The organism is Yersinia alsatica, from assembly GCF_025133195.1.
GTDB classification, from domain to species: Bacteria; Pseudomonadota; Gammaproteobacteria; order Enterobacterales; family Enterobacteriaceae; genus Yersinia; species Yersinia alsatica.
In genome coordinates this window covers 2,601,014-2,619,855 of the sequence record NZ_CP104006.1, presented here as the reverse complement: position 1 = coordinate 2,619,855, position 18,842 = coordinate 2,601,014, and the positions used below count along the sequence as shown (strand labels likewise).

Genomic DNA, 18,842 nt, shown 5'->3' with positions numbered 1-18,842 from the left:
CTCGGCTGGCCATCAACCGCTACAAGATGGTGGACCATGCAGGAACTTGCCGCCCGGTTGGGTGAATCAGCATCGAAAGCTACAACGGAGGCTGCGTTACTTAGGTTTCTGAGCTCGCGTAAGCTTGAGGCCGAAGTGGTGGAGGCACTTTGCGTCTTCTGGATAGCGGTGCAGATGCATCGTTACAAGGCGAGCCAGAAATTGGCGCAAAACATTCCTAGACCGTCCATCCTCTCTGATCTATTGCTGGAAAGCCTTGGTCTACAGACTGAGACCCCTATAACCGGTCTGGAAGAGGTGACTGAGAGCTTCGCTATTCCACAGGATTTTAACGGTGTTCAAGGAACAGATCTTCCACGGATTTTTCACACTACTATGGTTAACCTTGAGCGTGATAGCGGCTTCCCATTCGTCCGTCAGATGGCGTTCGAGTGGTCAGTAAACAGCAATGTCTATCCAGATGCTCCTTTTCAGGGGGACCACTGGCATTTTGTGAGGCCACTTGGCGACGGGTTCATCGGTCAGATCTCTTCCAGGGCTGCCATACGGATGATCTCCGCCTATCTCCGCACATTGTCGGTTGCTGAAGAGCTCTGGAGCATGCCTTTAGAATTGGCGGAAAAAATGACTCTGCTGGCATTGCCTGTACACCCAACGCTTGCGTTGCTCAGACCTCGACGTCCGTCTTGGTTTCCCTGCGTAACTGATTTCGATGGTGGCCACGAGGCAATAGGTGCAGCTGTACGCAGTCTAATTGGACAAGCCTCAATCGAAAGTCCCGGAGACGAGCTGATAGCCTTCACGTCGCCCATCGTAATTTCAACTGAGCGCTGTGTAGAAGTATCGGTCGTCCGCTGGGAGCAGATAACAGATGGCTGCATCGAGGATGATAACTTGGCCGAGCACCTAAAAGACTTTTGGAGTAGCGGACAAATGCTTCACGGTTATGCTCCGGAGCCACTGAGTACGACGACTGTCTTGATGTCGCCCACCCTTTACTCTGTCGTGGACAATAGGAGTAGAGCCTTACCTATGGCCATGCCGATCGGTATGGCCCGTTTGGGCTACCTGCAACATGATCTGTACCCGGGACGACTTTTATTGCCCACTATGCCTGGCCATGAACTGATCGAGATCGTTCCTCGTAACGGGCAATTGGAGGTGAAATCAGGTAATGAGGTTGTCGCCCACCTTTATTACTGGAATGCGGGTTGGGGACCAGTTCGCCCAATGCAGTTTGATGGAAACTGCGGTACAGCTCTTGTTTCTAAAGGTAAAGTCTATCGGGAACTACCAGATGTGGCAGTCCAAGATATGCGATCGTTTTACTTCTGGCGTGTACGAACACTTCACAGAAAGGGCTCTTTTGACAGTTTCGACGAGGCGATGGACTTTGGAGTCGTGTTTGTGTGATGAAATTAATTATAGCCATTTAATTCAATGGATTGATGACTATAGCAGTAAACTAACTAGGAATGATATGTGAGAAGTATTGGTGGCTCTCATCGCTGTTAAATGGAACCGCGCCTATATAATTTCCTATCATTTAATGGAGCGTTATGGATTTTCTAGCATCTGCTGTTGGCACAGAGCAGACAAAAAGCAAGGTCATAAGGTTCGCTATGAGCGAAGAACGGACATATACCTGAGTAGCGATTGCATGATATGTATATTATAGAAAACGCAAAATGATCAGATATGATAAGGATAATCTATGAAAGGCATTAATTTTCCTCCGTTTGTTGGGGATAAGTACTATGACAGCTGTTACGGAATACGCGTAATGGTGCTGGGAGAATCACATTACGGAGACGGCTCAGATTCAGCCTGCGATTTCACGCAACAAGTGGTTAAAAAACATGCTCTAAAAGCTGGTCAGGCATTCTTTAGCAAGCTGACTAATTTACTCAGGGGCCATATTGATTACCCTACAGAAGAAGAGCGGATAGAGATTTGGAAGCATGTTGCTTTTTACAACTACATACAGGAGTTTGTAGGCGAAGGAGCTCGAATAGCACCTACACCGGAAATGTGGAAAGCGGCATACGTTCCATTCCTTGAAGTTGTGAAGCAACTGGAGCCGAATGTTATTCTGGTACTTGGCAGCAGGCTTTGGGATGAAGTGCCTGAACTACCGCCCGCATACCCTGTTGAGTGGTGCGGCATTATACATCCCAGCAGTCGTATGGCATATGAACCATCAATCGCCGCCTTGGCTGAATCTATTAAGAAAGCTGGCGGTATTTATCCAAAAAAGGACTGAAGTGGGATACTTGACCTGTCGTTGTTTCGTATCATCTGCAGTTTTGCTTCTTTGATTAGCCGTAATGTGGCGGTCAGTTTGAAGGGATGTCGTTTTACCTCGTTTCCGCTGAGGTAGTCATATACAATCCGTGATTTAGCGACAAAGGATATTTCGTGAAAACCCTATTGAAAGTAGCCGTCATTTTTCTGATTAGTGCAGCATTATACGGGTGCGTTGCGCCAACGGATTGGATTGCCAAAGAAGAAACCTTCAACACTGAAATTACCTATTATCAGGTAAACAATGATGAGGGAAAAGTGAAATTGACGACGGCGCCATCATCACTAAATGAAAACCACCTCAGACGTCTGGACGGTAGCGAGCAAACCTTTTTTCAGTTGTATTATGGTGGGTATTTTTCTGTGTTCGCTATTCAGAATCCGGCTGAATTTGACACAAAAATAAATCTACTTAACGATTTCATCCATTGGTCCAGGAAAGCCAGTAGTGAGCGGCAGCCACAATTGAATATAGCTAAAATATTCACTGGCTCTGATGAAGGGCACTACTCCTTTATTGACGTTGATGGAGAACCTTATCTTCAGGCAGTCTGGGGAAATGGCAGCAACTCCTATTTCCCGACGCACAACTTCAATATTGCTCTGGACACTCGCAATGTAAAATTGTTACTCAAACAGGTCGAACTGGCCCGCAATTTCACGTTCAGATAGGAGAGAAAGGGTATCGCACAGCAGCGTTTTAGATGAATAGCTGTTGCGGGTACTCGATCCTGATTTTGGGATATTTTTCTCGCACCTGAGGAGGTCTGTCAGCTCTGCATCAAGTGCCGTTTCAACGGTAAGCTTCGTCAGTATGCGAGAAAATGCATTTAGTTCGGCTTCGGTTTTAAGGCCTTAGCCAATTCAGTTGCAAGAGATTTAAGTTTCTTTTGCTCATAACTTACCTATCACTGTTATTGAAAGAAACATATCAAAAACTGGTAATTACACATTTTTATTACAGCCTCGGCTTTGCATAAATTCAAAATTTTTAATGGTAACCATATTACATTCACTTCTCTTATTGAGAGAGAAAAAATAATATAATTAATACCGTGGGATATATTACCCCTCCCCCATCGGCCTCTGCCAGAGGAGGTGGGATATATATTACTCTTGTAAGTAAACATCATTTGAATTAATGCTTTGATACCACTTAATAGCTTTAGTGTAATCTTGCGGCACTCCTTTGCCGTAATAATAAAGGTTACCAATATTTTTTTTAGCATTGGCATTACCATTACTGGCCGCTTTTAGATACCATTCCATCGCTTTAGTATAGTCTTGTGGTACACCTTTTGCTTTTTCATACATCACGCCAACATTATTTTGAGCTTCACCGTGATTTTGCTTTGCAGCCTTTAAATACCACGCCATAGCTTTTGAATAATCTTTTTCAACTCCTTGTCCTGAAACATAACAAAAAGCCACATTATTTTGAGCTTGAGGATCATTTTGAATAGCTGCTTTCATATAAAATTCAAAGGCTTTATGATAATTCTGCGTAACACCTAATCCTTTAGCGTACATAATTCCCATTCTATTTTGCATTTCAGAAGTTATATCCTTGGGCTTGTCCGGCTGAATAGAATTAGATGTGCAAGCAGTTAATGCTAGAGTTAAAAAACAACAGATAAGATAAATTCTTTTCACTTTTCATCCTTGATAAATAATTACAATAACTCAATAAAATAATTTTTTCATAATCACTACACCCCTAATCAAATTCATCAATCACACTAGTTACTAAATTATATTCGTGATTATTCAATCTGAATTTAACTTGTTTCATATTTTCCCCATCAAATCGACTGCAGGAACAGACAAAACGATAGTTTTAGATATTTATGGTAAATTGTACCAATTTGGCAATGGATGTCTATCCTGTATTGTTATTTGTACTTTCTTATGGGTTAATCAACTTTTTAGCTCTCGCAATATCAAGCGTCTGTTTTGAACTCTTCGGTATAGCGTTTACTGCTCGTGGGCAACTTTCTTTTCAGCTATCTTAAATGACTCAGAAACTGAAATTTTCGTTCTGTGTTCGCGATGATTTTTGTACGGACTTGTTATCAGACGCTGCACTGAGTGGCAACATACCCTTCATCCATCCAGACGCTGTAGACGAAATATAGGTTCACCCATCAAAGCGATGAACCTGCTTGCTCATCAACATATTACGCTAACATTCTCCAGCTTCACCTGACTTTCAGGCTTATCATTTATCTGATGGGCAACCGGGACAAATACGTTTATATCTTTCGGCCAGGCTTCTTTGCTACTGCTATCTGGCTGATTTTTCTGTGTTTTAGTACATTCAACTAACAGATATTGCCCGCTAAACTCAGGGAAAGGTTATGAGCATCTCCCTCTCCTGTTACCTCGCAACGTAAGATTCCTGAAGAAGATACTTGTTTATTGGAATCAATATCGTCCCTGTGTGTCTGAAAATGTTGACCCATTACCAGCGGGAAATGCAAATCAGTCTGCAACTGGCCAAGCAGTCTCGCTTCACTAGTGATGGACATGGCGAACTTTAGCTGTAGCAGATTAGCCAGCGTTAAACGCTGAACCTTCCAGATACCATATTCTTCCAGTTTACGCACATAGCCATCCGGCTGAGCCTCTAATTGAACATTAACCTTACCAAGTGCGCTTATCCGTCACCGCGCTGGAGACGCTGAAACATATAAGTCCTCAATTTCGCGGCTGATATCGGTTTAGCTCATCCCCAGCGCGGACATCCGAATGATTTTCTGTTCAATCTCATCGAAGAGCGTGGTCTGGTGTTTTTTCACTAATTGCGGTTCGAAAGTGCTGTTGTGGTCGCGAGGTGTAGCGAGTTCAAAGCTGCCAGTCGGCGTTTGGATGGTTTTTTTGCCAGCGTCGTTCCTACGATTAACGTCAGTATCACTGGCCAGATGAGAGTCCAGCGTCGCCGCTAATGCAGCTTCAGTTAACTGTTTGATTAACGAAGTTAAGATGTCATCTTTACCGGTCAACGCTTGACCTGATTGCAAGGCTTTTAGAGCTTTTTCAAAATCGAAAGGTTGAGTCATGTGTCATTCCTTTTTTTAAATACTTTAGCAGAATGACATAGAATTTCTAATACTCCCTACTTAGTCGCGCGCCCACTATTCGCGGTTAGGATCATGTATCTATTACTTTTTTATTCAGTTTCTTCAATGCACTTCTCTGCTCTGGATATATTTTCTTCTTTTAACCTATCCCATTAATTTTCAGACCTATATCACTAAGTTGAAAGTATTCCTCTTAGATATTTCACATCATCATTCTGAAACTATTGATCTGCCACACCGATCGAAACACCCCAATTAATAGATATTAACAATCAATAAAAATAAATCGATCGTTAATATCGATAGGTTGTAACGATCGGTTTCAGCTTATTGATCTGTACTAACGATTATCCCATCTCCCGAAAAATGAATACGATTGCACAGAAGCATTCTCTGTCTATATCAAAAGAATACTCTGATTTTCATTACATTAGGCCATCGAGCCTATCGACAACATGTCCCTATTAACGGGGTTTAAGGAGACTCAATGACTAAAACTATACGCGCAGGGCTGCTACTGGCAGGGATGATGCTCTTTAGCGCAACAACACAGGCCGTCGTCGGGGAGCAGCAGTGGGGGAAATGGTACGGCAATATCGATGCCATGGAGTTTGCGTTGAACACGAACAATAAAGCAGGAGAAACCCTGACGCTGCGTTGCAGTGATAGTCAATTGGCAGTGACTTATGAAGATACGAAAGGACATTACCGTGTCAATAGCGAAGGCCTTAATGATGTCCAATTGCTAATAGGCAAGAAGGCATACAGCCTAAACAGTTCAGCCTTTTCCGCACTCAAATACAGCAGTGCAAAAGACAATATCACTTTCTCCTCGCGTCAGAGTGGGGAATCAGCCCCCTTCAGTGCTCAGGGCCTGAAAGAGGCTCTGCAGGACATCACCTGGCAGGATTGCACCAGCCATTAATTAATTGAAAGGATATCTCATGCGTAGATTCATTATGTTATCACTCAGCAGCGTAACGTTGCTTATTCCCGCCGTATCTTCAGCGCTGGATGTCTATGGAGAAATTCATCCTGAACGCTATACCTTTTTTCTCAATGATAAAGGCGGTGACAATTTAAAGCGTTTAAATAATAAGATGGTCAGCGCTATTGGCAAGGTTCGTCCTGGTAATATGCATGATGCCCTGAACATGAGTAATTTGCAGAAAGAAGGATATGACTCGGTCGGAATTGCATCTTTTGTCCCTGAGAGTATCCAGAAATCGACGGTACGTGACGACGATCAACCTGTAAAAGCTGTGACTTGCCTGATGTCCACTGTCACGGTCCCACACGCTAGCCGTCATATCACAATGGAAAGAACCTGGTGCAAGGATGAAGTGGGTGCCGAATACATTGGCTTCAACGGGTGGCCGTTGCGCAGTGCAATAGCCAAGTCTTGCCGTGTGGGTGACAATGATTGCCCTGTCTATCTGACTCTGCAGAACGACGATCCCACTGTGCGGGATGATTCTGTTAATTTCGTTCCAGTACATCCGCCAAAACCACAAGCTCTTCCCGAACCGGCACCAAAGGAAACTGATCCGGCAATTGTGAGCAAAGTCGTTGCCGACCTGAAAGCCAATGGCTGCGCAATCATCAACAAATATAAGCAATCTCCTCCTCAATGTGGCTCAGTGATTGAAGTGGTTACAGGGAAAGGTATGGATCGCGAGGGTATCAGATCTTATGAAATTGATTATGCGGAAGCAGGTACTGGCTGGCGAGTGCAATGGCCTGCCAAGCTGACCTATCGCGGTACGACTTTAATTCGTTTTAAAGGTGGCGATAGTTTTGATGCCGTGGACATTGAGGATCCCACTAATAATCAGCCTTCCATCACATCGACACAAAGTAGTGCCTGGAAAATGGCCCGCAATGAAAGCTCAATAATATTCACGACAGAAAATGAATCCGGTACACAACTTGAATTAGCCTGTGGTGAAAATGGTGATTTTGCAGTCCGATACGGAACAGAAGGTCACTGGACGTCTTCAGGTCCTATGTCACCGCTGAGTCTGAAGGTCGGAGCAGATGAATTTAGCCCGGACCAGATATTCTTTGAATCACTCAGCCACCTTCCACCCAGCAGTAAAATCGTTGTATTACAAATGGGTCATGAATACGGGAGTTTTTCCAGTCATGGCTTATCTGAACTGTTAAAGGGGATCTCCTGGAAACAATGCCTCAATCCGCAGAGCAGTATATAGAAAGGAACTCTTTATGCCGAAAGACACCTGCAAACCTGAAATGCCGGATGTTACCTGGCCTGTTGTGTTGGTCGTTACAGGGATCACTTTAATGCGCAGCGACTCTATAACAATCAAAAGTATGGGGGCAGCGCTCACGACGTTACACCTAATCCGGATTGTCAAAAAACTCGCCATATTGGCCTGAACACCCGACCTGCTGGCCTGGAGGATAATAGTCATATGCCTGAAAATACCAAAGGGAAATTCGGCAGGCTGAAAGATAAATTAAGCTTTGCCCGAAAGGCGTCTCCTGTCGATATACCAATTGAAACCGTTGAAGAGCCTGAACTGGGCAGCCCTGTTGAACCGTCGGTTTCTCGCTTATCAAAATATAAACCGTTGCTTGAAAATATCGTTATCAATGGGCTGTTGAATATTGCTGAAGATAAATTAAACGACGATATTTTTGTTGAATCTGTCTTCAGCAAAGCCTATGAGCTTTTACCTGCACCAGTAAGAATGGTGGTAAAGCGGGAATGGTGTTTGAGCTACCTGCAGTCGCGTAAGACACCGCTTCTGGTGAAACTGCAGCTTTATCGGGATGAAAGAAGCCGTGCTGAAGAGCCCGCAGCATTGCCTGATAAGGAACACATTGCCCAACCGGTTTTGCCCCCCGTGACACCGTAAACAATCTTGCCACTCAATCAGGGCCATCCTTCGGGGTGGCTTTTTTATGCCCACTTTTTGTTAAGGAATGAATCATGACCCGTTTAGCCTCCCGCTTTGGCCGGGTGAACTCTGTTCGCCGCGACCGCCCCCTGACCCATGATGAACTGGCCTACTATGTCCCCAGTGTATTTGGCGAAGACAAACATGCCTCCCGCAGTGCGCGGTATACCTATATTCCCACTATTACCTTGTTGGATAAATTGCGCGAAGAAGGATTTGTGCCGTTCTTTGCCTGCCAGACTCGAGTACGAGACCTGGGTAAACGTGAGCATACCAAGCATATGGTGCGGTTACGCCGAACAGGGCAAATCACGCAGAGAGAAGTGCAGGAGATTGTTCTGCTCAACAGCCATGATGGCTCCAGCAGCTATCAAATGCTGCCGGGTATGTTCCGTGAAATTTGTAGCAACGGACTGGTTTGTGGTCAGAGTTTTGGCGAAATTCGTGTACCGCATAAAGGGGATGTGGTGGAAAAGGTGATTGAAGGGGCCTATGAAGTGTTGGGGATATTTGACCAGATAGAAGAAAGTCGTGAAAGCATGCAGTCATTGACGCTATCAGCGGAGCACCAACATGCATTGGCCCATGCTGCACTGACCTACCGTTACGGTGAGGAGCACCATCCCGTCACGGAGTCCCAAATCCTGATGCCTCGTCGTTGGGAAGATAAGAAAGATGACCTCTGGACAACATTTCAGCGTGTGCAGGAGAATCTGACCAAAGGCGGGATATCAGGTAAGAGCACTGGAGGAAAACGTGCCAGAACCCGTGCTATCAGTGGTATCGATGGTGACATCAAACTCAATCGTGCACTGTGGGTCATGGCTGAACAGCTTAAGCAGGCTGTGCTCTGATGTTGTTTCACACCTCCAGTGACGATCGATTTCAACGATCGGTTTCGCGTTATTGATCTGCACAACCCATTATCTTTTCTCTTTACCCATCGATAAAATTGATAGGGTTACCTGTCAGCAAAATGTATTCAAAACAGCAGTCAGGGACAGGCGTTATGCCAATATTCAGGGAAAACCACCGCCCGTTATCCCGACGATAACGGGTTTTTAATCTAAGAGGTCCTGCCTCTCCCCGCGTCCTATCTTCACTCACGACTTTAAATATTGAATCAAATTCTTAACCCATTAAATAAACAGGTTCCCCGGTATTCCCGGAGGGCTGTTTTGCTATTTATCTTTATTAAAGAAGGACATTACTCATGAATATCCCAACGACAACTCAGATGGATACACTAACCGCCACGCCGGTTACCGACTCTCAGCGCATTCACTTCTGGCCAGACCATTTTGGTGGGATACCGCAATGGATTTTGATTGAACCACAGGTGTTTGGTTGGCTGGACCGATTGTGTGACGACTATCGCGGCGACTTCTGGGACTACTATACGCTCAGCGACGGCGGCGCATTTATGGTGCCAGGTACGGAGCAAGACTACGCATTGTTTAACGCACTCAATGGCAACGGAGCCACCGTCAGTCGTGAAGCAGCCGGAATCATCGCCTGCCTGATGGCTTACAGTCACCATGCCTGCCGTTCTGAAAATGAGCTTATGACCGAACACTTCTATCGGTTGCGTGCTTACGCGCTGCATCATCCAGAAAGTCATGCCATTTTTGCATTAATCGATTGATATAAGGTGATGTTCCATTCAACCAAACGATTTGGTAACCCTTAGCATCTTCCTGACTTAATCCCAAATTATCCACATTGAGAACATCCCCATGAAACCAAACCCCACAACAGCGGGTGCATTGCCCGTGCCTGTTATTTATCAACAACTGCTCGCTTTTCTGCTGGAGCACCACTACGGCCTGAGCCTCAACGATACGCCCTATCACGATGAACAGGTGATTGCACAGCAGATAGAACAAGAGATTTCAGTCGGCGACACCATAAACACACTGGTTGAGAAATATGCCTTAGTGCGAATTGGTCGTAATGGGTTCAGCGCACTGGCGCAAGACCCGATGTTGAGCAAGGGCGATATCGTGCGGGCTCGCCAGGCTGCGGGTCAGTGGCGTGCGCATTTTCCGCCAACGTTGCTGTACCCAACCGAGTCCCTCAATCCTATTCCATAGAGACCGTTAACATGAATAACCACATGACTACTTCCCCAACATGGGGTCTGAAACGTGACATTACGCCACGTTTGGGAGCTAGGCTGGTACAGGAGGGAACACACCTGCACTTTCTGAGTGACAGAGCCAATATTCTCGGCACCTTTTCCCTTGAAGCCACTCAGGCTCTTGATGCAGCGTTTCCCGCACTGATAACCAAACTAGAATCTCAGCTGCTGTCCGGGGCGCTGGATCCACGCCGTCAGCAAGGCATTACGGTTCGGCATGGCGAATTTGTCTGTGACGCCGATACTCTGGGCAGTCACGGTTATGTCTATATCGCGGTGTATCAGGAACTGTCTTGAACGGCAGACACTGGCACCTGAAACATCCCTCTTCCTCGACGCCAACAACAATAGTTGGTGTTTTGCTTTTATGGAGTTCCTACGATGTCTACTTCACTCAGCACAGTTATCGATGAGCCACAGGTTCTAACCGGCCACACCGATGTGATTTGCTCCACCAGTATTGAACGTATCATCACCGTGCGTAACACCGCGCTAGTGCAGATTGAGATGCTAATCCAGCAGCTTGAGGATATTTCAGCCATCACCAACAGCATTGGCGGTGGAATTGCAAAGGATTGGGCCATGCGGCAAGACTTCCGTACTGGCTGCTGGTTCATGGAGAAATCAGAAACGGCGATGAAAGCCATTATCCGCAATCTTGATCGCGGTATATGGCGAGATTTGATGAAAAAATCGGGCATGCTCAGTTTGATGGATGCCCAAGCCCGTGACCAGTGGTACAGAAACCTTGAGGGAGATAATATTCCTGCCGTCAGCGAAGCCAACATACTCAGTACCTTTGAGCAACTCCACCAGCAGAAAGACGAGGTATTTGAACGCGGGGTCATCAATTTATTCAAAGGGTTATCTTGGCACTATAAAACCAATAGCCCATGCCGATTTGGTAAAAAGCTGATCATCAGCAATCTGGTCAGTTGCAACCAATGGGGCTTTACCCTGAACCACAGTTACCGGCGAGACCAGTTGGCGGATTTGGAACGAATGCTTTATCTGCTGGATAGTAAACCTATTCCTGACAACCGTGGCGATGTGACAACTCGGCTTTATGCGCATATCAGTGCCAATCCGCATATAGCGAAAGTTTATGAAGACGATTACTTTTCGATAAAATATTTCATGAAGGGCTCAGCGCATCTGACATTTAGGAAGCCTGAGTTGATTGATAAGATGAATGATATCGTGGCGAAACACTATCCACAGATGCTTTCGACAAAAATTTAGCAGCATCTAAATTCGATACTCTCAGAACCGATTGACCCGATTTCTATCGGGCCGAATTGTGGATACTTATCTTCATCGCAGACTGTATCTATCCTAATCTCAATCAATTTAGTCTAATCACAGCGAATGGGACATGGCATACCCGATGGCATACCAGAAAAAGTCACAAACAAAAAATCCCAACCTTTTCAAGGGATTGGGATTCTAAGATGGCGGAGGAGGAGAGATTCGAACTCTCGAACGGTTTCCCGTCGACGGTTTTCAAGACCGTTGCCTTCAGCCACTCGGCCACCCCTCCGCAACGAGCCGAACTATAAACAGAGCGCCGCTGCTTGTAAAGCTTGTTCGCGTTCAACCGCCCAAAAAGTCATCATTCAATTGTTAAATGCTGAATTAATCGTCATCCGCGATACTGGCTGATGGTTCAGTGTACAGCTCCCTGACCTTGTTCTGCATCAATGGAATCTTACAGCGTAAAAATACGGACTTCATTGGGTTATCGGCAAAGATTTGCTAAATTAGCCACCGTTTCATTAATTGAATCTGAGGTTGTATGTTGGAGTTTGAAGGTCGGACAATTGAAACCGACGCACAAGGGTATCTAAAAAACAGTGCAGACTGGAGCGAAGCTTTGGCTAGCATACTTGCCGAGCAGGAAGGTATTACGCTCACCGAACCTCACTGGGAAGTGGTGCGTTTTGTGCGCGCTTTTTATCAAGAGTTCAATACCTCACCCGCGATTCGTATGCTGGTAAAGGCGATGGCGCAGAAATATGGTGAAGAAAAAGGCAATAGCCGCTATCTGTACCGCTTATTCCCCAAAGGGCCAGCAAAACAGGCGACCAAAATTGCGGGATTGCCAAAGCCGGTGAAGTGTATTTAACGCGGAGCCGCGAGTAACGCTTTTTCCGGTGCATACCTTGGTTAATAACGAATTTTAAAAGTCTCAAACTGTGTGGGAGGATACGGCTCGGTCAGCAAGCGCTCAACTCGCGCTCCGCGTGGCCCTCCCTGCTTGATCCACTCCATTAGCTGCGCCACAGCTTGCTGCTCACCACAAGCAACCACTTCCACACTGCCATCATCACAATTCCTGGCATACCCCGTCACCCCCAGTTCTTGCGCCTGGCGTTGCGTGCTATAGCGAAAACCGACACCTTGGACGACACCATAAACATAGGCCGCAGTGCATACTTGAGGCATATCGACTCCTTATCTCCGTGATAATTTGCATTTTACGGCTCATACTCCGACAATACCGCTCTTTTTTACCTAGCTGGCAGCAACCTAATTATGACCGTACGCTTGATTCTTGCCAAAGGACGTGAAAAATCCTTACTTCGTCGCCATCCATGGATTTTCTCTGGGGCTGTTCAACGCATTGAAGGCAATGCTATTTCCGGGGAAACCATCGATATTCTTGATAGTCAGGGAAAATGGCTGGCCCGCGCCGCCTACTCACCAGAATCTCAAATTCTGGCACGAGTCTGGACATTCCAACAAGATGAAGTTATCGATAGCGAATTCTTTGTTCGCCGTCTACAGCAAGCACAAAGCTGGCGGGATTGGTTGGCACAACGAGATGGCTTGAATGGCTATCGCCTGATTGCGGGCGAATCTGACGGCTTGCCCGGCATCACCATTGATCGCTTCCAAAACTTCCTGGTATTGCAACTGCTGTCAGCGGGTGCCGAATATCAGCGAGCGGCGCTGGTCAGTGCCTTGCAAAAGTGCTACCCAGAATGCTCTATTTATGACCGCTCCGATGTTTCAGTGCGTAAAAAAGAAGGCTTACCGCTGACCCAAGGTACGGTCTATGGTGAGATGCCTCCGGCACTGTTGCCAATTACTGAAAATGGCATGCAATTGCTGGTTGATATTCAGCAAGGTCATAAGACAGGCTTTTATTTAGATCAGCGCGATAGCCGCCTCGCGGCGCGTAATTACGCCGATGGCCGCCGTGTTCTGAACTGTTTCTCTTATACCGGGGCTTTCGCTGTTGCCGCGTTAATGGGGAATTGCCAACAGGTTATCAGTGTCGATACGTCACAATCAGTGCTGGATATCGCCAAACAGAACGTTGAACTCAACCAATTGGATTTGAGTAAAGCTGAATTTATTCGTGATGATGTATTCCAATTGCTGCGCAACTACCGCGCGCAAGGGGAAAAGTTCGACATGATTATCATGGACCCACCGAAATTTGTAGAAAACAAAAGCCAGCTCGCCAGTGCTTGTCGCGGTTATAAAGATATCAATATGTTAGCCATACAGCTATTGCGCCCAGGCGGGATCTTGTTAAGTTTCTCCTGCTCAGGTTTAATGCCAACAGATTTATTCCAGAAAATTTTGGCTGATGCTGCGTTAGATGCAGGTCATGATATACAATTTATAGAACAGTTCCGTCAGGCAGCGGATCACCCTGTTATCGCGGCATATCCGGAAGGTTTGTACCTGAAAGGATTTGCGTGTCGGGTAATGTGACTTGAAATGCCCTGCACTGCCCTCATATAGAAGGCAGAGTAAGTTTCTCAGGAGGTTATCATGATCGCCAGCAAATTCGGTATTGGGCAGCAGGTTCGCCATAGCCTACATGGCTACTTGGGTGTGGTGATTGATATCGATCCTGAATATTCTCTTGAGCCACCAGCACCTGATGAAGTTGCAAACAATGACATTTTGCGTTCATCACCTTGGTATCATGTGGTCATTGAGGATGATGAGGGGCAACCGGTACACACCTATCTGGCTGAAGCACAGCTGACTTATGAAGATATGGATGCTCATCCGGAGCAACCTTCATTAGATGAACTGGCGGCGTCCATTCGCCATCAGTTACAGGCTCCGCGTCTGCGCAACTAAGTCTTGAGACTAATCAATAAAACCCGGCTCATTTGGCCGGGTTTTTTATCGTCAAAAATTCATCCCATAGGTAGCGAAAAGATCACTCTTTTTCTAATCCCAATCGCGGGATTTCAATTTTCGGGCAGCGGTCCATAACCACCTTCAGCCCAGCATCTGCCGCCAAAGTTGCCGCCAATTCATTAATAACCCCAATTTGCAGCCACAGAACCTTAGCGCCGATAGCAATAGCATCCTGTGCGACACCATACGCAGCCTCAGCGTTACGGAATACATCCACCATATCAATCGGATGAGGTATGTCAGCTAACTCAGCATATACCTGCTGACCTAGCAATGACGTTCCAGCCAGTTTAGGGCTGACAGGTATCACCTGATATCCCTGCTGTAACAGGTAAGCCATGACACCGTAACTTGGACGTGAAGGCTTATCACTCGCGCCAACCAATGCAATTGTTTTTACCTGCTGGAGAATGTCAGCAATCTCTTTATCGTGCATTTTTCAGTTCCTCTGATGCGCTAAAAGAATGTTCCAATCCATTTGCATCCGAATGGATTTACAAATAGGGGCGACGCCTTAAGTGTACATCATGATGAAAAACGATGATAAATGCAGACTAATTGATTTGGTTTAATAGTTAGAGAAGTATTAACTGTTAGATTAGCTGTTTTATCTTTAGAATTCATCAGGATAAAATGCCGTATTTATACTGAATATTTCAAAACGTAAATAAATATGGGCAACCGGAAAGAGTTTGACACATAATCTAGCTGGTCTGACAAAATAAGCAGATATCGCCTTCAGGAGTAGCACATGAAATTTGGTCTGGTGGTCGCAGGGATTTTGGCCGTTTGCTGTAGTGCTTCAGCTATAGCCACGACCTTAAAACTTGCACCGGAAATTGACCTGTTGGTGGTCGATGGAAAAAATATGTCGGGTTCCTTGCTGAAGGGAGCTGATAGCTTGGAATTAAATAGTGGGCAGCACCAAATCCTGTTCAAAGTCGCTAAAGCGCTTCCGGCCGACCCGAAAGTTTTGTACACCTCTCCGCCGTTAGTCGTGGTATTTAACACCCGCAACATTCGTTCAGTTGCTATAAAATTACCGACGATTGATACCGAGCGAGATGGCTATAAGTTCTCTAAAAACCCGCTATATCAACTTATTGGAGATAATGGTCGCCCATTGTCTGTACGTCATGACGTATTGCATCAGGACAACCTCAATACTGCTGCCACACTTGAAACGGCCATGGCAACTTATAATGTCGGGCAATTTAGTGCTTCAGTCCCCTCTTTTGCCACTATTCCTCCGTCGCCAGTAAGTGCGGTACCGGGTACTACCATTGCCGTGGCGGGCACCAATGCCGCACAGAAAGCCACCAACTTGCAAGGTGAGAATGTCGCCGAGCAGATGCTGCAATATTGGTTCCTGCAAGCGGACAAAGAAACCCAGCAACGTTTCCTGTTATGGGCAAAAAAACCGCCGACTAAATAGCCCAACAGCGCTAAGGCCGTTTTTAAACATCAGGTTATGCTTGTTTCCTCGCATTTCTTTGCGTTACCACTATGCACAAAATCGCCATTTCAGTAATCTGTCAGCAAACCGTCGGCACTTATTGAAGGATATTTTGATGGAACTCACTACCCGCACTATTGCGGCACGTAAGCATATTGCTCTTGTTTCTCACGACCACTGTAAGAAATCACTGCTCGAGTGGGTGATGGAAAACCGGGATCTTTTATCGCAGCACGAACTTTATGCCACCGGCACCACAGGGAACCTGGTGCAGAACGCAACAGGTATTGATGTTCACTGTTTGCTCAGTGGCCCAATGGGTGGAGATCAAGAAGTGGGGGCGCTGATATCTGAGAAGAAAATTGATATTTTGATTTTCTTCTGGGATCCGCTCAATGCCGTCCCTCATGATCCTGATGTCAAAGCCCTACTGCGCCTGGCTACCGTGTGGAATATTCCGGTTGCCACTAACCGATCTACCGCAGATTTCTTAATTGGGTCGGCGTTATTTAGCGGTGAAGTGACCATCGCGATCCCCGATTATGAGCGCTATCTAAAACAACGCCTTAAATAAGCATTAAGCCCGGTGCGTTAAAATCACCGGGCTTAATCTATCGAGAATCCCTTCGTAAACCTTAATTAGGGCTTGCGCTGAGTTGGCACACCTAACTCACTGAGTTGGCTGATAAAGACTGAAGGGTTAGCAGTGTCTTGCAGTAACCAAACTTGATGTTTTGCTCTGGTCATCGCGACATAAAGTAAACGCCGTTCTTCCGCGTCAGGGAAATCCTCTGGAGCGGGTAGCAGCACATCCTCCAGAATAGATTCGCGCGCGACGGCTGGGAAACCGTCATTCCCATCATGCAGACCAACAATGATGACGTAGTCTGCCTGTTGCCCTTTACTGGCGTGAATAGTCATAAAATCAATCGTTAACTTTGGCCAACGGGTTGCTGCTTTTTGTAAAATCTCTGGTCGCAGATGATGATAACGCGCCAAAACAAGGATACGTTCATCATCCTTAACAAAGCCACTGCATTTATCCAGCAGTGTTTCAAGCTGCTCACTTGGCAAGATAACCACTGACTTTTTATTGCCTTTACTCAAGCTATTTAGTGGTTTTTTCAGTTGGTATGGATTCTGCTGAATAAACCGGTTAGCAATCTCACCAATACGGTCATTGAAACGATAAGTGGTATCCAAGGCGCATTCCGCCCCTTCACCAAAATTCTGCTTAAAAGCGGTGGTGAGAGAAAGCTCTGCACCACTGAATCGATAAATAGCCTGCCAATCATCACCAACAGCAAATAGACAAGTTTGCTTATTTTGCTTACGCAAGGCAGTCAGCAACATTGCGCGTTGTGGCGAGATATCTTGAAACTCATCGACCAATATATGTTTCCACGGGCTGACAAAACGCCCTTTATCCAACAAGTTAACGGCTTGATGGATAAGCCCGGAAAAATCGACCGCGCCCTCTTCTTTCAGTGCAGTCTTCCATGCTTTGAGTAGTGGTGCCATTAGCCGTATACGTTTTTGGAAGAGATCACGCACTTCTTCATCAGCCTGCTCTATCATTTCAGCTTGGCTGCCACCATGCATCCGCATTAATCCTAACCAACGTTCCAGTCGCCCTCCCAGCCGTGCCGCCAGCCGTTTATCCTGCCAAAACTCGCCTTCGGCGACGTCCCACTCCAGCTCGTCAGTAAGCCATTCGCGCCACCCTTTGGCTTGGGCTTTTTTCTCACTGCATTGTTGCTGCCAATTCTGAATCAATAATGACCTTCTGGCCTTGCTATCAGACTCAAGCTTACTGATCACTGGCGTTTTGCGGCTACCTTGCTGGATTATCTGCAGTGCAAGGGCGTGGAAGGTTTTGGCCTGAATATCGTCCACCGCCAGCCGTTGCTTAATGCGGCTATTCATTTCATCCGCCGCTTGACGACCAAAAGCCAGCAATAAGATTTGCTCCGGTAAGGCTTCATTGCGACGTAATAGCCAACCTGCACGCGCAACCAACACTGACGTTTTGCCGCTCCCGGCACCCGCCAACACCAATACCGAATCTTCACCATTGACCACCGCACGGCATTGCGATTCATTCAACGGAGAAGTTTCGACACTCTGGAAGAAGTCTTGATGCTCTTCCAACATGCGGTTAGTCCACTGCTGATTACGATGATCAACACTGCGGCTGCCCTGCTGTAGCCAGCGCAGACAGAGCTCATAATCGGCGCGGCACGATGCAAACTCGGGCAGGCGCTGAACCGGCATTGGCAGTGATGCAAAAGCCTCACCAATGGCAGCCTGCACTTGACCTAATTCGCTACGTTTAAACCATTTATCCTGCTGCTCAATTCGCTTAATTGATTCGACTTGTTTCTGCAAAACCTCAACACAAACCAGGCTCATCTCCTCACTCCATTGCTGCCAGATACCCAGTAAGTGATGATAAAAGCGCTGAGTTTCCTGCCATTCAGTGCCATGCAAGCGCACAACTTGTTGATTTGGCAATTCAAATTCCATTTCGCCCCAGACAATACCGCGCTTACATTGAATGTTAACCAACTGGTTAAAAGGAATCAGGTATTGATGTTTATCACCGCATACTTCGATGCCCGCATTGAGCAAACGAACCCGGTTATAGGGGTGCTGAGCCAGATGCTTGCCAAAGGATGTCGCTTTAAGTTCCATATCTGCGCGCCATAACTCGTATTAAGTGAATTGAAGTAACATAAGGGAGTGTAAATAAAATAATTGAGTTTAAACAA

Annotated in this window: 22 protein-coding genes, 1 tRNA gene and 2 pseudogenes; 17 read left to right on the top strand and 8 right to left on the bottom strand. The window is 46.2% G+C overall.

Annotated elements, in window-relative coordinates; all coding sequences use genetic code 11:
- Positions 1 to 36 precede the first annotated feature (36 nt).
- The 3 genes from N0H69_RS11560 (at position 37) to N0H69_RS11550 (ending at position 2,976) form a co-directional block, all read left to right on the top strand.
- Positions 37 to 1,413 carry a multidrug DMT transporter permease gene (locus N0H69_RS11560; protein ID WP_229705469.1) on the top strand — a complete coding sequence of 459 codons (1,377 nt, stop codon included), beginning with the start codon at positions 37 to 39 and terminating at the stop codon, positions 1,411 to 1,413.
- A gap of 301 nt (positions 1,414 to 1,714) precedes the next feature.
- Positions 1,715 to 2,263 carry a hypothetical protein gene (locus tag N0H69_RS11555; protein ID WP_050078137.1) on the top strand — a complete coding sequence of 183 codons (549 nt, stop codon included), beginning with the start codon at positions 1,715 to 1,717 and terminating at the stop codon, positions 2,261 to 2,263.
- Positions 2,264 to 2,418: 155 nt separating this feature from the next.
- The gene (locus N0H69_RS11550) at positions 2,419 to 2,976 is read left to right on the top strand and encodes a hypothetical protein (RefSeq protein WP_050078138.1); all 558 of its coding nucleotides are present in this window, start codon (positions 2,419 to 2,421) and stop codon (positions 2,974 to 2,976) included.
- Between the two features lie 12 nt (positions 2,977 to 2,988).
- Here the strand turns inward: N0H69_RS11550 and N0H69_RS11545 are convergent.
- The 4 genes and pseudogenes from N0H69_RS11545 to N0H69_RS11530 form a co-directional block, all read right to left on the bottom strand.
- Positions 2,989 to 3,167, bottom strand: a pseudogene (locus tag N0H69_RS11545) (IS256 family transposase); the annotation flags it as partial.
- Between the two features lie 247 nt (positions 3,168 to 3,414).
- A complete protein-coding gene (locus N0H69_RS11540; protein WP_151419893.1) occupies positions 3,415 to 3,957 on the bottom strand; it encodes a tetratricopeptide repeat protein in 543 nt (180 codons plus the stop codon).
- Positions 3,958 to 4,625: 668 nt separating this feature from the next.
- On the bottom strand, positions 4,626 to 4,910 hold the full coding sequence (locus N0H69_RS11535; protein ID WP_050078140.1) for a hypothetical protein: 285 nt from the start codon (positions 4,908 to 4,910) through the stop codon (positions 4,626 to 4,628).
- A gap of 117 nt (positions 4,911 to 5,027) precedes the next feature.
- A pseudogene (locus N0H69_RS11530) lies at positions 5,028 to 5,363 on the bottom strand (transposase); the annotation flags it as partial.
- A 508-nt stretch (positions 5,364 to 5,871) separates the two neighbouring features.
- Between N0H69_RS11530 and N0H69_RS11525 the strand changes: the two are divergent.
- The 9 genes from N0H69_RS11525 to N0H69_RS11485 all read left to right on the top strand — a co-directional run bounded on the left by N0H69_RS11525 (position 5,872) and on the right by N0H69_RS11485 (position 11,690).
- Positions 5,872 to 6,309, top strand: a complete 438-nt coding sequence (locus tag N0H69_RS11525; RefSeq protein WP_050078141.1) for a hypothetical protein — start codon at positions 5,872 to 5,874, stop codon at positions 6,307 to 6,309.
- 19 nt (positions 6,310 to 6,328) lie between these two features.
- The gene (locus N0H69_RS11520) at positions 6,329 to 7,597 is read left to right on the top strand and encodes a hypothetical protein (RefSeq protein ID WP_050917067.1); all 1,269 of its coding nucleotides are present in this window, start codon (positions 6,329 to 6,331) and stop codon (positions 7,595 to 7,597) included.
- A gap of 13 nt (positions 7,598 to 7,610) precedes the next feature.
- Complete coding sequence (locus N0H69_RS11515; RefSeq protein WP_019081230.1) at positions 7,611 to 7,784, top strand: hypothetical protein; 174 nt, start codon at positions 7,611 to 7,613, stop codon at positions 7,782 to 7,784.
- A 35-nt stretch (positions 7,785 to 7,819) separates the two neighbouring features.
- Positions 7,820 to 8,266, top strand: coding sequence for a hypothetical protein (locus N0H69_RS11510; protein ID WP_050917066.1), 447 nt, complete (start codon positions 7,820 to 7,822; stop codon positions 8,264 to 8,266).
- A 74-nt stretch (positions 8,267 to 8,340) separates the two neighbouring features.
- Complete coding sequence (locus N0H69_RS11505; RefSeq protein WP_050079019.1) at positions 8,341 to 9,162, top strand: DUF932 domain-containing protein; 822 nt, start codon at positions 8,341 to 8,343, stop codon at positions 9,160 to 9,162.
- 359 nt (positions 9,163 to 9,521) lie between these two features.
- A complete protein-coding gene (locus N0H69_RS11500; protein ID WP_050917065.1) occupies positions 9,522 to 9,953 on the top strand; it encodes an antirestriction protein in 432 nt (143 codons plus the stop codon).
- 91 nt (positions 9,954 to 10,044) lie between these two features.
- The gene (locus N0H69_RS11495) at positions 10,045 to 10,401 is read left to right on the top strand and encodes a TA system toxin CbtA family protein (RefSeq protein ID WP_050079017.1); all 357 of its coding nucleotides are present in this window, start codon (positions 10,045 to 10,047) and stop codon (positions 10,399 to 10,401) included.
- An 11-nt stretch (positions 10,402 to 10,412) separates the two neighbouring features.
- Entirely contained in the window at positions 10,413 to 10,745 is a 333-nt protein-coding gene (locus N0H69_RS11490) for a type IV toxin-antitoxin system YeeU family antitoxin (protein ID WP_050161063.1), read from the top strand.
- Positions 10,746 to 10,829: 84 nt separating this feature from the next.
- Complete coding sequence (locus N0H69_RS11485) at positions 10,830 to 11,690, top strand: DUF4942 domain-containing protein (protein WP_050161064.1); 861 nt, start codon at positions 10,830 to 10,832, stop codon at positions 11,688 to 11,690.
- A 210-nt stretch (positions 11,691 to 11,900) separates the two neighbouring features.
- On the opposite strand, the gene N0H69_RS11480 is transcribed toward N0H69_RS11485, so the two are convergent.
- A tRNA-Ser gene (locus N0H69_RS11480) sits at positions 11,901 to 11,988 on the bottom strand.
- Between the two features lie 255 nt (positions 11,989 to 12,243).
- Here N0H69_RS11480 and tusE point away from each other — a divergent pair.
- Complete coding sequence (tusE, locus tag N0H69_RS11475) at positions 12,244 to 12,573, top strand: sulfurtransferase TusE (protein WP_050136604.1); 330 nt, start codon at positions 12,244 to 12,246, stop codon at positions 12,571 to 12,573.
- Positions 12,574 to 12,614: 41 nt separating this feature from the next.
- Here tusE and yccX read toward each other — a convergent pair whose 3' ends face one another.
- A complete protein-coding gene (yccX, locus tag N0H69_RS11470) occupies positions 12,615 to 12,893 on the bottom strand; it encodes an acylphosphatase (RefSeq protein ID WP_050106349.1) in 279 nt (92 codons plus the stop codon).
- 90 nt (positions 12,894 to 12,983) lie between these two features.
- Between yccX and rlmI the strand changes: the two genes are divergently transcribed.
- Together rlmI and hspQ are read left to right on the top strand one after the other, a co-directional pair.
- Positions 12,984 to 14,174, top strand: a complete 1,191-nt coding sequence (gene rlmI / locus N0H69_RS11465; RefSeq protein WP_050136598.1) for a 23S rRNA (cytosine(1962)-C(5))-methyltransferase RlmI — start codon at positions 12,984 to 12,986, stop codon at positions 14,172 to 14,174.
- Positions 14,175 to 14,234: 60 nt separating this feature from the next.
- The gene (gene hspQ / locus N0H69_RS11460) at positions 14,235 to 14,552 is read left to right on the top strand and encodes a heat shock protein HspQ (RefSeq protein ID WP_050106347.1); all 318 of its coding nucleotides are present in this window, start codon (positions 14,235 to 14,237) and stop codon (positions 14,550 to 14,552) included.
- An 82-nt stretch (positions 14,553 to 14,634) separates the two neighbouring features.
- On the opposite strand, the gene N0H69_RS11455 is transcribed toward hspQ, so the two are convergent.
- Positions 14,635 to 15,051, bottom strand: coding sequence for a CoA-binding protein (locus tag N0H69_RS11455; RefSeq protein ID WP_050151069.1), 417 nt, complete (start codon positions 15,049 to 15,051; stop codon positions 14,635 to 14,637).
- Positions 15,052 to 15,366: 315 nt separating this feature from the next.
- On the opposite strand from N0H69_RS11455, the gene N0H69_RS11450 reads away from it, so the two are divergent.
- Both N0H69_RS11450 and N0H69_RS11445 read left to right on the top strand, forming a co-directional pair.
- Positions 15,367 to 16,050, top strand: coding sequence for a DUF2057 family protein (locus tag N0H69_RS11450; RefSeq protein WP_050106345.1), 684 nt, complete (start codon positions 15,367 to 15,369; stop codon positions 16,048 to 16,050).
- A gap of 136 nt (positions 16,051 to 16,186) precedes the next feature.
- Positions 16,187 to 16,645 (top strand): methylglyoxal synthase, encoded by a 459-nt coding sequence (locus N0H69_RS11445; protein WP_050106344.1) that lies wholly within the window; start codon positions 16,187 to 16,189, stop codon positions 16,643 to 16,645.
- Between the two features lie 65 nt (positions 16,646 to 16,710).
- Here N0H69_RS11445 and helD read toward each other — a convergent pair whose 3' ends face one another.
- On the bottom strand, positions 16,711 to 18,765 hold the full coding sequence (helD, locus tag N0H69_RS11440) for a DNA helicase IV (RefSeq protein WP_050151068.1): 2,055 nt from the start codon (positions 18,763 to 18,765) through the stop codon (positions 16,711 to 16,713).
- Positions 18,766 to 18,842: the final 77 nt, after the last annotated feature.